Here is a 13,057-nt window from a genome sequence, read left to right on the forward strand (position 1 = left end):
GGGAAAGTCCTGCCACTTGGCCGGGCCGTCAAGGCTTCGTGTGGGAGACCAACGTGGCCCGTACATCGCCGATAAAGACGGCGGCCCGAAGCTCGATGGGGATGCGGTCGGCATCGTCGCTCAGCCACATGGTGGCGTCTTTTTTCAGCTTCTTGTAGGCGACCAGTTCGAGCGTCTTGCGGTCGATTTTGCGCATGCCGACAGTGAGGCGGATAGCCTTGCGTCCTTCGTGAACCTCGCGCCCCTCGACCTTGACCTTGAGCAGATAGGGAGTGTCGAACGGAAGAATCGCGAGAACGATCTGGTCGCCGGTATCGAGCTTTTGGCTACGGACGTGCAGCATGGCCGAGAAGATGTCGAACATCGGCGAGAAGGCGAAAACGCGGTCGGTTTTCTTGCTGGTGCCGGACTTGAGTTGCTTGGCAATTTCCTCGCTTTCCACCTTGGTCGGAAAATGCCGGACGGTGGTCGAAACCTGTTCCTTGTCGTCCGTTTCCTCCGCGTGGAAATAGTCGGGCCGCAAGGTGGCGGGATCGATCTCGGACCAAAAATTGCTGTGATAGGTGAACAGCAAGGCCGCCGCGCCGACGCTGGCGGAGTTCGAGAGAACCACATATTTTCCCGGTTTCTTGACGGCGGCTGGAGCGAACTCGATCCGACAGGTGCCGGCTTGGATCATGCCCTTCCAGCTCACTTGGAATTCGAGCGTCGATGGCACCGGTTTCGGAAACGCACCGGGCGCGGGTGAAGTCAGCTCGCCCTGCCAAGTTGGAGCCGCTGTGGCTAACGGAATGGCAAGCGACGAAACGAGAATGAGCCGGATGATGTCGGACATGCGGCTTGGGACGACCATGAGCGGACTGTTATTCACCGGTTGGCAGGAAAACCGGATCCGCCCGCGGAGGCAACACGCCCGGACCGTCGTCGAAGCTGGTGTCGGAACGCTCTTCGTTCACTTTCAACGGCCGGAATGACTCGGAATGGGTATCGACACGAAATTCGAGTTTCATCACGTCGCGATTGGTCTCCGCCACTTGGTCCATTAGATCGCGGTTCTGGTTCTGGAGGCTCTCCATTTTCGAAACCAGCGATTCATAGAATTTCCGCTGCGCGGAATCGGTCGCGACCGTTGCCGCGGGAGCAGGCTGGGCTTTTGGAGTTTGAGCGAGAACCGCGGGCGCAGCCGGTTTGACGACCGGTGCGGCTTCAACCGGAGCAGCCGGATGATGGGCTGGCGACGAAACCGGCAGGCCCGAAGGCATTGCAGCAACGAATTCCCGCACGGACCACCAGTGGCTGAAACCGGCGGCTGACATGGCGGCCAACGCGACGCCGCAGATCGTGGGAACAGTGGAGGCTTTCATTTTTTGCGGACGGTGGCGGGTTTGATTTCCGGTTGGACTTCCGGCTTGGGCAGGGAAACGAGGAGCTGCTGGAGGCGATCGATCGCGCTACCGAGTTGCTTCGAGTCCTCGTCCAACTGGCGAATGGAGTTGGAGAGGATCGCACCGACGGTGGCGGTTTGCTGATAGCCGAGTGTGTTGTCGTATCCGGGTTCGGAAATGCTGAACACCTGCGAGCCATCGGCATCGGGAACTAACAAATGAGGACGGATTGTCAGGGTGATCTTCGAGCCCGGTGAAATTTCAACCTCACGGGTGAATGGCGGAGCGGTGGCCGAGGAATCGAGATGCCAACCGACAGGCGCGGCGGCCAGCGGCTTCGCGGGGAAAGGCGCTAACAATTTCACCTTGGACGGATCGATGGTGCCTTTGCCCGTTTGCAATCTCTCGACTCTAACGGCGAGGCCGTTTTCCGGAGCCGGAGTTTCCTCATCAAGATCGGTGGCGGTCGCGTTCACCGCCGGTTGTTCCGGCGGAACAACGACGTCCGTTCCTTCCGGCGGCTTGCCGGTGACCAGAACCGCTGGCTCGCTGTCGGCAACTTTGGCGACCGGCAGGTCTTTCACCACGGCGGCTTCCGGAGCGGCATCGTCTAGGACCACGGTCACTTCGTTGGGCTTGCCCTTGTCACGGTTGTTGAATTCCTGGATCGCGTCGAGAACGGGATCCGACTGGGGCTCCTGCTTGACGTTTTGAGCGAACGCGCAAACCGTGGCGAGGATCGAGAAAATCGCGATGGCGGGACGTGCTTTCATTTTCCGGAAGGTTTGATTTGGATCGATTCGGTGGTATCCAGCCCGATCGGGCGTGGAGCATCGACGGCGTCCTGTTGATTGGTGGGGAGCGTCGGGCTGTCGGCCCGGAGCTCGCCGTTGGGGATCGACCGCTCGACCAAGTGGTTCCAGGAATCAAGCAGGGCCACGCCTTCCGAGCGCAGTGCGCGGGATTTTTCCTGATAGTCAGCAAGGCGGGCGAGAAGCTCGCGTGCTTCGGCGACTTCGGGGGCGGTCCAGCGGAGATTCCTGCTCTGATAGAGAACCGGCACGTCAAGATCGATCTTGGCAAGATGCCCGCCCGGAGCTTCGGCGGTTAGAATGTGCTGGATCCGCAGGTTGGTTTGTTCGAAGGCGGTGGCGAATTTCGACTGGGACAACGCGTTCCGGACATTTTCACCCGGCGAAGCCGATGCTGAATGCGCCGGGCCACCTTCACCGGGAAGGCGGTTCTGATCGGGCATCAGACTGGACTTTACCGCAACAACCGGCACACCCATCGGGGTGACCGGGGTGGCGTTGTAAGCCGGCATTTCACCTTGGGAGGCAAGAATGACCGGCTTGGTGATGTACATCAGGCAAAACATCGCGGCGATTCCCGTGCTGGCGAAAAGCAGCCATGGATAGGCGCGTTGGGTGGGACAGGAGGACGATGCCCGGCGGTTCGCCTTCGAGTAGGACGGCGCGGGATTGGGCAATGCCGACGGCAACGAGGGCATGGCGCTGTCGGTGGGCTTGATGACCACCGGGGTCTGGGCGGGAAGTGGCTTCATGGATTGCTCGATGGTTTCTCCGTTGCGGCGGTTGGCTCGGCTTTCGGCTCGGCCGCGATGGCGTAACTGACAATGGTTTGATCCGACACGCCGGGAAATGTGGTGATGGTCATGGATTCACGGGAAAGCCGCAGGTGGCGGAGGATCCCGCCGACATTGCTGGTGGCCTGCAGGCCGGGGATCACTTCGAGAGCTCCCGATCCCTTGCGCTGGCGGCCGATGCCGTCGGAGCGGTAGATTTCAAACGTCGTGTGCGACTCCTCGTCGCCCTCCGCGGAAACCCGGATCCGGATGCCGTCGGTAAAAACGCGGAACGCGATGGGCTTCATCGGAATCGGCGTCACCTGCTGCCCGGTCATCTTGAAATGAGCCTGTAGAAGAAAATCGCCGACATGCTTGAACTCGTCGGCACGAGCCGCCGTTAGAAATACGATGAATGCAAATACTGATAACAGACGCATCATTCCCCAACATCCCAAAGGGAGTCCTTGTTGCTGCCGGACGGATCATAGGTAGTTCCCGAACCAGCATTGATGACGGGGGGAGAGACATTCAAAATGATCGAAAGAGTGGTGCCGGTCAGCGACTTGACCGTGGGGATCGCAGTCGCGTTGTTAGGCATGTAGGGGATCAACAGCGCGGACGTGATGGTGCTGACCGCCACGGTCGGATTGTCGGCGAGATACATCCGTTGGGCCGTATAGACCGACCGGAGGGCTTCGGAGGCGGTTCTTCCGAGCTTCCACTGGTCCAAACTGGACGAGGTGACCAGTCCGATTTTGAGAAGTGTCATCAGCACCAGGATGACGACTGTCATTTCCAAGAGGGTGAATGCCTTTTTGAAAATGCGGGGTTGAGTTGTCGTTTTCATGACGGATATTTTATTAAGGTAAACCGAGCTTTTTGGAAAGCCGTAAATAATGGCGAATCAACCTTTCAGCAGCTTCAGGGCTTCGGCGAAGTTCTTGCGGAACTCGGGATCCGCCACGAGGCCTTTGATGTAGAGCAGGGCGAAGAACACGGAGATGGTGATGAGGATCACGGAAATAATCCACCAGGTGACCGATTTCTCCTTTGGGGCGATGAATGGCACGAACCACTCGTCGCGATCCACGATCTGGGTGGTGTACATCTGGCCATTCTCCTTCAGGTGATGGATCAGCTCGTCAGCCAGCTTGCTGCTTTTGGCCACGAACAAATGCTTGTAGCGCTTCCCGGGGATGTCGGGAAGCTCCACGATCTTCACCCCTTGCGGAACCATCTCCGGCGGACGCAGCGTTTGAATATGCGTTTCGTACACATAGGTCTCACGAAGCCAGCGATCGAAGCGTGTGAGTTGCATGGTTTGAATCTCTAACGTTCAGGGATCAGATTCCCGACTGCATCATCTTCGGACCCATCAGGAAGATCGGCAGGAAGGTTCCGATGAAAACCGCCGCGATGAGACTGACCGCAATGATCAGGACGATGAAGCTGATGGCCGCCGAGAAGGTGTTCATGTGGTTCTGCAGATCCTCCTCGTACATCTCCGACAACATTTCCAACTGCGCGTCCAGCGAGGCGGATTTCTCGCCGATCGCCAGCATGTGCGTGACCTGGGCATCCACCGAGGTGTATTTTGCAAATGCCGTGGAAAGCGGGACCCCGGAGTGCTCGTATTTGTCTGCCGCGGTCCTCAGCTCGTTATAAAACGGAGTGTTGCGGACACTGTTAGCGGAGACCCGGATGGACTTCGCAAGGTTGATCCCGTTGGAATGCAGCAACCGGATCGTGGAAATGAAAGTCATCTGCCGCATGCTCATGATCAACAGGCGGAGCAGGCGCCACTTCGACATCACAAAGCCGAGGATCAGGTTCCGCACGTGCGACGAATTGAAAATCGTCAGGGCGATTCCAACAACGGTGCCTACAATAAACGGCCACATCGCCTGGGTGAAATGACTCACCTTGAAAGAAATCGCCGTCATGCCGTCCGGCTTCGCGCCCACACCGTTGAGCATGCTCTCGACCTGGGGAACGATCTTGACCTGGGATACGATGAACGCGCCCGACAGAACGCAGATAATGACTCCCGGAGTGATCGTCGCTTTCTTGAGCTGCTTGCTGAAATGCAATTCGCTCTTCAACCGGGTGGCAAGGGATTGGAACGCGTGGTGAAGCTGCCCTGCATCGGAGCCCGCCTGGATGAGGCCGATGATCGTCTCGCTGAACTTGCCGGTCCGGCGGAACGCCTCGTGGACGTTCATCCCTGTGTTAATGTCCTCGCGGACGTGGGTCAGCGCATCGACAATCGCCTTGTTAGGCAACCCTTGGCTGTAATACTTGAGAGCATCCGCGGTGTTGATCTGCGCGCGCAGCATGGAGCCAAGACCTCGGAACAGGTCGACCTGCTCCTTCTTGCTGAATTCCCTGACCTTCTTCGGCTTGTTCAAAGCCGCCAGAATTCCTTTGGGGCCGGCGTTCTTAGGCGCGACGGTTTCCAGTGCGGGAGTTTTACCCGGGGCGGCGGTGGTGGTGGCGCTAGTCATCGGTGTAGGTCATGTCGATCACCTTGCTCACGGCGATCAGGTCGGTTTTTCCATCGCGGAGCAGTCGCAATCCACTGCGGCGGAGACTTGGCAGAACTCCTTCTTCCGCCACTTTCAATTCCAATTCGTAGGGAGTCATTTCCCCCTTCGCGAGGAGGTCGGAAATCTTCGGCGTGATCGGGATGATCTCGAGGATGGCGGTGCGTCCGTTATACCCGGTGTTACGGCACTCCGCGCAGCCGCCGGTCTTCGCAACAAAGACCGGAATGGTCGCCCAAGTGTCGTCGAGACTGAAGGTTTTCCGGTTCAATTCATCAACACCGAGCGACGGCTCCTTGCAATACGGACAGAGCAGTTTGACCAAGCGCTGGGCGCACGCGGCCTTCAGCGTTTGGGCGATTTTCCAGCGCTCCAGACCCAACTGTTCGAAACGCTCGATGATCTGCGAGGCGCGCGCCGTGTGAATCGTGGTTAGAACCTTGTGCCCGGTCACCGCGGCTTCGATGGCGAGCTCCGCGGACTCGATGTCGCGCACCTCTCCCATCAGAATGATATCCGGGTCTGACCGCATGAAGGACGCGATCATCGGCTTGAATTCCTTGGGGCTTTTCAAGTCGCAATGGGTGATGCCGGGGACCTCGTCTTCCACCGGGTTCTCCAGAGTAAGGATGTTCACGTCCGGGCGGTTGAGCTCGCGCAGGATGGCGTTCAGGGTGGTCGATTTACCGGATCCGGTCGGCCCCGACATGACGATGATGCCGGCGGGGATTTTCATCACCTTGTTCAGGGCGAACATCGTCTCATCGTCGAAAGCGAGAGTTCCTTTTCCAAGGGTGACGTTGATGTTGCTCTTGTCCAACAGACGCATGGTGACGTGATACCCCCGATAGGTGCGGTGGCGCTCGTAGCGGATGTCGATCGGCCGGTGGAAATAAGAAATCGTGAAGCGCCCGGAAATACCCGGCGCGGTGTTCCGGATCTCGGTGGGCAACCTCATCAGGTTGAGCAGGAAGGCATCCAGCCGGTCCTTGAGCTTCATCGGGATCTCGACTTTCGCACCGATGTCTCCGTCGCAACGGAACGCATAGTAGAACGACTCCTTCTCGACCTTGAAATGCACGTCGGAGGTCCGGGTTCTAACTGCATCCGCCATGATCGTGGCGATGAGCTGCGCCATCGGCTCGGCGTAGTCGGTGGTAACGTCGAAATCGTGGATTCCGTCGTCCATGTCCTCGACGTCGATGGCTTCGAGCTCGGATCTGCTAGGCCCGCTGTTGGTGGCGACGGACTCGATGGCACGGCTGATTTCCGTAGCGAGAGTGACGATCTTGACGATCTCCAGATTGGGAAAGCGCGGAGCCAGGTATTCCTCGGGAAGCGGGCTCCAGGGATTGGCGATCGCGACGATCAGCTTGTCGGAACCTGACAGGCAGAGCGGCGCGAAAAACCCGCGTGTCATCACCGTGGAGTCACAGGTCGCATGGAGCGTCCCGTCACAAAACTCGGCCACCTTCGGGAAAAACGGCAGGCCGTTGATCTTGGCGATGGCTGCCATGAAGCTGTAGCGGGTGACCCGGTTCGGGACCTGATCCTGCGCGAGTTCCGAATAGCTGGGATCGTGGCCGGCCAGCTCGCCCATGATGCGGCGGCTGATGAGTTCGTTGAAGGAGATGCCGTCAAATTCGATCATAGCTCGAAGTGTTTGCGGGTGAGGAAGGTCCAGCTTTCGTAATCCAGCCGGGCAACGGTAACGAACGTGCGGATTCCGAACCGCTTGAAAACGCTGCTCCGGATTTCATCCGCCAGAATCGCGGCAGCTACCGGATTGGCCGAGGCAATGCCGATGCTGTCGGTATCCTCCGCGTAGATCACAGGGGATAACAGAACCCGGGCGATCTTGTGGATCTGATCAAAGGATTCGTAGAAAGCGGATGGCGCTATCAGTTTTCCGGCAAATGGAATGTAAGGCGCGTACGGCGTGAGCGTGGCGGCGACCTTGTCGCCCAAGGCCATCACCGCCGGACTGAGGAATTCTTCGTCGTGACCTTGGACACGTGCGAAAATCTCCAACAGGTCGCTCGGCCGTTCCATGGCGTGCTCCTCACGGGTCCGCGCCACCGCCTGAGAGATTTCCTGAGCGGTTCCCGCCCGGGCCTCCTGAAGCGCGGCCACGGTTCGTTGAAGACAGATTTCGGCAAAATCCCAGATGCCCGCGCTTTTCGGCGCAGGAGCGGATTCGGGGGGGAGCGTAAATGGTGAGGCGGCTTGCATGGGGGAGTGGTCTTGCGGTTGAAAATTGGAGATTGTCCGGAGGTCATTCACCCGTGCCTCCGGACCAACGCGGGATCAGTGTTTTCCCGATCGGCTAAAATGAGGCGCGGAACTGCTGCTACTGGTGGTCTGGCTTGGAGCGGGTGCGATTTCTCCTTCGCGGGGATAATACGGTGCCTGCGCCGGTTGAAGTCCGCGGATGGTGCGCTGCATGTTAGGCTCGTGGGCCGGACCGGGATTATCGAGGTCGATCCAGTCGTGGTCGCAGCCGAGGGTGGTTCCCTCGCGGAGCCTGTTGCTCGCCTTGTCGTTGTCCCGGCCGTTGGACGGATCATAGGATTTGGGTGTGACGACAAAAACCAGACTGGTTTTTTCCTTGGTGGCTTCGCTGCTCTTGAAGAAAAAATTGAGCACGGGAACGTCGCCCAGCACAGGGATCTTGTTCTTGCCGCTCACCTGGGTTTCTCCGTAGAAGCCGCCCACGACCAGCGAATATCCGTTAGGAACGCGGGCCATCGTTTCGATCATCGATTCACTGACCCGGGGATACTTGTTACCGGTGATGCTGACGATCTGCTCTACGATCTGGGCCGATCTCGGGCGCATCTTCATGCGCACGGTGCCGTCCGGCAGAAGAGTCGGAGTGACCACCAGCGAGATGCCGATTTCCCGCTGCTTGTCCGGATCTTGGTCGATCGATTTATCCTGGGCATCGATCTTGTAGCGGACCTCCTCGGTCACGGTCGGGTTGTCCGACCCCGAAGCTGCGGTACTGGTGGTGGTAATGATGGGGTTCCGGTCGATGATCGAGATCAGAGCCTGTTCATTGTCCTCGGTGATGAGGGTCGGATTGGAGATCTGACTCGCAAGCCCACCCTCGGCGAGGGCGCGCAGAACACCATTTAGCTGGATGGGGCTGAGAACAAGGTCGGTGCCTGCCCCCCCGACAATCGAGGAACGGGGTGACTGGGGAAGTCCGAAGACCGAGTTGAGGTTTTGCGCGAGATTGATGGAAGTCCCGTCCTTGCCGAGCGAAGTCGCCCAGTTCACGCCGGTGCGCTCCGCCGCGCTGCTGTTCACACGGAGGATCTTGGTTTCAACGATGATCTGGCCCTTCGCCTTGTCGATGCCGTGGAGAAGGTCGCGGGCCTGCTCGATGCGGTGGGCGGAATCGATGATAATGATGGTATTGGTCTTCGGCTCGAAATTCACAATTCCGGTCCCCGGGCTGAGCATCGGCTTGATCAATTCCTTGATCTGTTCCATGTCCGTAGGGCGCAGGTAGCGGAGCTGATAGTGGAACTCGGCGCTGGGCAACTGGCTGAGCTGCGCCTGGGTGAGTGCGTAGATCGTGTTCCCTTTGACATGGAGGGAAAGACCGTATTGGAACGCCAGTTCCTCCATCTGTTGGAGCGGGTCGCCGTCGTTGAGGTGACCGGTGACGAGAAAATCCGGACCAGTGATTTTCGAGTTGTGGAAATACTGGCGTCCGGCGGATTTCGCGAGGAACTGGAAGATGTCATTGAGCCCGGCATCCTTGATGATGTAGCCCTCCTCGGACTTTTGCATTTCCTGCTTTTGCTGTTCCAACGGAGCGAACGGCGCGGCCGCGGGCGCGGCCGGATCTCCGGGATTCGCAGGAGCCGGCGGCGAAGGTGGCAGATCCGAGGGTGATGGGACTTCCGGAGCCGCGGGCACTCCGCCCGGTTGGCTCACCGGCGATGACTCGGGAAGGGAATTCCCGGCGGACGGTATGGACGGCAGGTCTCCGGCAGCAGCCACGGGTTCGATCAACGGATCGGCCGGAGTCTGAGCGTGGAGTAGTCCGGCCGCCAGGAAGGAGGCGGTGATGGAAAAGAAGTTCGCGGCTTTCATATCGTTTGGTTTTAAAATCTCAGAGTGGTTAGGGCGCGGAATCACCCGTTTCGAGTTCGATCGGAGCATTCGGACGATCCGGAACCATGCCGGGTGCCTGGATGCCTTCGCTGCCGTTGCCAGCCCTCATCCCGGGCGGAAGCATGTCTAACTGGCGCGTACCGGTCTCACCGGTTTCCGCATTCCGGAACGCGATCATGCGGGACGTAACGTCGGTCACCTGGACCCGGATGTGTTTGCCGCGCCAGATCAGTGCGATTTCCTCGCCTTGTTTGACCAAGCGGGTTCCCACGAGGAAACTGTTATCACGCGGCATGATCGTCGTGATGGTGATCAGCTGGATAATTTCCGATAGAGGCGTGGCCTTGGCGGGCGCGCTGCGCGAAACTTTCGCCACCGTGTTTTTCACTACCGGTGTGGAGTCTGGATCCTGAAAATGTCCGAACGGATCTTTTTCGCGTCCTCTCGCCGCGAACACCGAGGAAAGCGATCCAAGATAGGCCTCGAGCTCGGCGGAACCTACGTAACGGGAAGGAACGTTCGTGCTGACCACGGTTTCCTTCTCGGCAGCGGGCTTCGCGATTTTCACCACCTTTGGAGCGGGCGCGGCGGGCGTGATGATCTTGGTATCAAAGTTGGCGGCCGACTGGGCGAGCGCCGACGTGACCGAGATCAATCCCAGGCAGATGTAGTTCAGTTTTCCCATGCGGTGTAGGAGACTTGGAAGTTGAGGAGAGTGGATTGGCTTGCGCTCGGATCGATCTTGAGTTCCTGAAGCTGCAGTTGCGGCATGCGCGTCTCCAGTTCCAGAAATGCGCGCTGCATCGTCCGGAACGTGCCACGGAAAGCGATGCGAAGCTGGGTGGAAGTCTGTGCCGATACGGCACCGAAACCACCTTTGGTATTGGATGGATCGAATGCTGTTAGCTGATATTCCTTTTTCGGCAGGTGCTCGGCGATTTCACGAAGGCGTGTCGTCACCGTGCTGGCTGTTTCTTCCGAAAGCTGCGTGTTCCAACGCTCCATATGCTGGTGCTGGCGGGAAACCTGGGACTCGATCTCGAGGCCTGCCAGACGGCCTGCTTCATAGGTCTTGTAGTTCGTCAGCTTGTTTTCATATGAGGCCACCATTCTGGACTTCATCATGAAACAGAAGCCCACAACGGCAGCCGCGGCCACGATGGGCAGGACTAGTCCGAAAATCACGATCGGTTGGCGGTAAAGGTGCATGGCTCAGGGGGCTTTGGCTACGTTGATCGCCATCGGGTCGGTGGACTCGAAGCGCTGCGTGATGGTTAGATCGAAGGTGAATGGATAGGTGCTCTCGTCCTCATCGCTGGGCTCCTCGACCGGCACCGGCTTGTAAGTCCCGTTCTCCTGGGTGCGGACGTTGACGACGAGGTTCCGTTTCCCGATGGTCGTGTTGAACGAGCTGTTGCCGGTGATGCGGGCGATTTCGCCGAAGTGGGCGGAGACCCCTTCACTGGTATTGATCGTGTTAAGGTATTCAAGAGCCTCGTCACGCGCGTAGCCGGTGATCTTCCATTCCTTGGTGAATCCGATTTTGGCCTGGCCCGGAGCACTGTCAGGTTTCGTGACGTGACTGTAGGTCTTCACCAACATCCCGCTATTTTCGGCAAACATGCGGGAAAGCGACTCCATGTTGACCCATGCCTTCGAACGGTCATCCAACAAATTGTTCCAATGATCGGCCTTCTGCCTTTCATGAGTAAGTGCGGCCAGACGTGTTTTGGTGATCTGCGTCTGGGCTGGATCGAACGACCATTCGGGCTTGCGGATGATGTCGATCGCGCCAAAGGCGAAATAGGCAATGCACAGCACAGTGATGGCGAACACCGCGACCCGGGCAAGGCGCAGCATGCTGAGAAGCCTCATCTCGGAACGATTCGGGAAAATTTCCACGATGTCCTTCGGCGTGGGAAGGAAATCCTGAAGCGGCCATTTTTCATCCCGGAAGATTGTGAAGGTATGACTCTGGGGCTCGGTCGATGCGGTGCCCGCGGAACCGGCTGAAACTACCGGCTCGGCGCACCACGAAGGGAGTCGCTCGTTTTGGGCCAGTTGGATCACCTCGACGCGGCTGGTGGTGAAGGTGATCTTCAGATCCGCATCCAGCGTCGTGTCGACGTTGTTTCCTAACGGAACAAGGAAGAGGTCCGGATCGATGAACTCGAGCGAGGCATTCGTCGTCGCCAGCGCATTGCGGAAATTCGTCGGCCTGCGGAGGCCGCGATGTTGGAGCGTCCGGATCAGCCTGAGATCGGCATGCTCGTTGAAGAACGCCAGCGTGGTGAACCACGGATACTGGAGAATCGCCACGAACGACTTGCCCGGTGTCTGTACCAATACCTTGCTGAGCCCCATGATGGCGACTAACGGAGCGCTCAACGTATGCGTGACGACTGGAAAATTCTCATTTTCACCCGCCGTGCGGAATACGCTGATGACCGGTGCATACTGCCGCGAAATGGTGATCGTCGTACCGATGACCTCGCTGCCCGCAGCGGGATAAGGCATCACCCGCCAGGATGCCTGATCGGCCTGGATCGAGGAATCCGCTAGAATCGAACCCGGGTCAGCCAGAGCGGCATCCCGCAAAGTGGCAAGTGCGGCGGGATTGTCGAGTTCGGGCTTGAGTTCGGTCGTCGCGAACTCGTCGGCGACATGCAGGATGACTCCCAGCGATGTGGCTCCCGCCGAACGCGCCTGTCTCAGCGCTTCAGCGGCGACGGATTCGAGCTTGGCGGAATCGTGCAACGCACCCTCGCCGAGTGATGGACCCTGGGACCATTCGCCCTTTTTGCGGTCGTGATAGAAAGTGGTGATACCGCTGCCATCCGTCCGGATGTGCAGTTGGTAGTTGAGGTCAAGTGCCTCCTGATACCAGGCCGGATTCCGCGCACGCGTGGTGTTGCGCAGGATCGAACACGCCTGGGCATACTGCTGGAGTGCATTCAGAGACGCCGGATGTTTGAAAGTGGCCAAGAGACTGGAAAGTAAGGGACTTCATGGCGGATTGGGGGGCGGATCCGAAAAACGATTTTGATAGAAAATACGGCTCGCCCGCCATGGGCACGCGAGCCGTTGGAGTCAGAACTGGATTCCGTTGGAATTACCAGTCGCTGTAGCTGCCGGCTGTCGGCATGTAATATGTGTTAGGAGTCGCGTCGGAGGTTGCGGAACCCGCGACCGTGAGGTACAGGGTGCCGACTGTTGGTATCACCGTCGGTGCGAGGATCGTGTAGGTCAGACCGGCGCCACCTGGATGAAGGCCGGCGGTCGGGTTGTTCTGCATGAACTTGCCTGTTCCGAAGATATCCGTGGTAGCTACCGCACCGCCTTCAGCCACGCCGTTCATGTTCGCAAACGAGCGAACCGCTTGTTGGACGTTGCGGATGGTGAGGATGGAGGCC

15 protein-coding genes are annotated in these 13,057 nt (G+C 58.7%); all 15 read right to left on the reverse strand.

Annotation, left to right across the window (positions count from 1 at the left end; genetic code table 11):
• Nucleotides 1–28: 28 nt before the first annotated feature.
• Nucleotides 29–835, reverse strand: a complete 807-nt coding sequence (locus tag ABIQ96_RS05930; RefSeq protein ID WP_348213641.1) for a DUF3108 domain-containing protein — start codon at nucleotides 833–835, stop codon at nucleotides 29–31.
• A 28-nt stretch (nucleotides 836–863) separates the two neighbouring features.
• The gene (locus tag ABIQ96_RS05935; protein WP_348213642.1) at nucleotides 864–1,364 is read right to left on the reverse strand and encodes a hypothetical protein; all 501 of its coding nucleotides are present in this window, start codon (nucleotides 1,362–1,364) and stop codon (nucleotides 864–866) included.
• A complete protein-coding gene (locus tag ABIQ96_RS05940; RefSeq protein ID WP_348213643.1) occupies nucleotides 1,361–2,158 on the reverse strand; it encodes a hypothetical protein in 798 nt (265 codons plus the stop codon). The genes ABIQ96_RS05935 and ABIQ96_RS05940 overlap by 4 nt, the downstream gene beginning before the upstream one ends.
• Nucleotides 2,155–2,949, reverse strand: a complete 795-nt coding sequence (locus ABIQ96_RS05945; RefSeq protein WP_348213644.1) for a hypothetical protein — start codon at nucleotides 2,947–2,949, stop codon at nucleotides 2,155–2,157. The genes ABIQ96_RS05940 and ABIQ96_RS05945 overlap by 4 nt, the downstream gene beginning before the upstream one ends.
• On the reverse strand, nucleotides 2,946–3,413 hold the full coding sequence (locus ABIQ96_RS05950) for a hypothetical protein (RefSeq protein ID WP_348213645.1): 468 nt from the start codon (nucleotides 3,411–3,413) through the stop codon (nucleotides 2,946–2,948). The genes ABIQ96_RS05945 and ABIQ96_RS05950 overlap by 4 nt, the downstream gene beginning before the upstream one ends.
• Nucleotides 3,410–3,820 carry a type II secretion system protein gene (locus tag ABIQ96_RS05955; protein ID WP_348213646.1) on the reverse strand — a complete coding sequence of 137 codons (411 nt, stop codon included), beginning with the start codon at nucleotides 3,818–3,820 and terminating at the stop codon, nucleotides 3,410–3,412. The genes ABIQ96_RS05950 and ABIQ96_RS05955 overlap by 4 nt, the downstream gene beginning before the upstream one ends.
• Nucleotides 3,821–3,877: 57 nt before the next feature.
• Entirely contained in the window at nucleotides 3,878–4,291 is a 414-nt protein-coding gene (locus tag ABIQ96_RS05960; RefSeq protein WP_348213647.1) for a hypothetical protein, read from the reverse strand.
• 25 nt (nucleotides 4,292–4,316) lie between these two features.
• On the reverse strand, nucleotides 4,317–5,477 hold the full coding sequence (locus tag ABIQ96_RS05965; RefSeq protein ID WP_348213648.1) for a type II secretion system F family protein: 1,161 nt from the start codon (nucleotides 5,475–5,477) through the stop codon (nucleotides 4,317–4,319).
• On the reverse strand, nucleotides 5,470–7,167 hold the full coding sequence (locus ABIQ96_RS05970; protein ID WP_348213649.1) for an ATPase, T2SS/T4P/T4SS family: 1,698 nt from the start codon (nucleotides 7,165–7,167) through the stop codon (nucleotides 5,470–5,472). The genes ABIQ96_RS05965 and ABIQ96_RS05970 overlap by 8 nt, the downstream gene beginning before the upstream one ends.
• On the reverse strand, nucleotides 7,164–7,748 hold the full coding sequence (locus ABIQ96_RS05975; protein WP_348213650.1) for a hypothetical protein: 585 nt from the start codon (nucleotides 7,746–7,748) through the stop codon (nucleotides 7,164–7,166). The genes ABIQ96_RS05970 and ABIQ96_RS05975 overlap by 4 nt, the downstream gene beginning before the upstream one ends.
• 75 nt (nucleotides 7,749–7,823) lie before the next feature.
• Entirely contained in the window at nucleotides 7,824–9,623 is a 1,800-nt protein-coding gene (locus ABIQ96_RS05980) for a secretin N-terminal domain-containing protein (RefSeq protein ID WP_348213651.1), read from the reverse strand.
• Nucleotides 9,624–9,651: 28 nt separating this feature from the next.
• Nucleotides 9,652–10,329 carry a hypothetical protein gene (locus tag ABIQ96_RS05985; protein WP_348213652.1) on the reverse strand — a complete coding sequence of 226 codons (678 nt, stop codon included), beginning with the start codon at nucleotides 10,327–10,329 and terminating at the stop codon, nucleotides 9,652–9,654.
• Nucleotides 10,317–10,853: a hypothetical protein gene (locus tag ABIQ96_RS05990; protein WP_348213653.1), complete on the reverse strand. Its 537-nt coding sequence runs from the start codon at nucleotides 10,851–10,853 to the stop codon at nucleotides 10,317–10,319. Before ABIQ96_RS05990 ends, ABIQ96_RS05985 begins: the two co-directional genes overlap by 13 nt.
• Before the next feature lie 3 nt (nucleotides 10,854–10,856).
• On the reverse strand, nucleotides 10,857–12,629 hold the full coding sequence (locus tag ABIQ96_RS05995; RefSeq protein WP_348213654.1) for a hypothetical protein: 1,773 nt from the start codon (nucleotides 12,627–12,629) through the stop codon (nucleotides 10,857–10,859).
• A 127-nt stretch (nucleotides 12,630–12,756) separates the two neighbouring features.
• A partial coding sequence (locus ABIQ96_RS06000; RefSeq protein ID WP_348213655.1) for a hypothetical protein occupies nucleotides 12,757–13,057 on the reverse strand: 301 nt, incomplete at its 5' end.

Source organism: Luteolibacter sp. (assembly GCF_039920825.1).
Classification (GTDB): domain Bacteria; phylum Verrucomicrobiota; class Verrucomicrobiia; order Verrucomicrobiales; family Akkermansiaceae; genus Luteolibacter.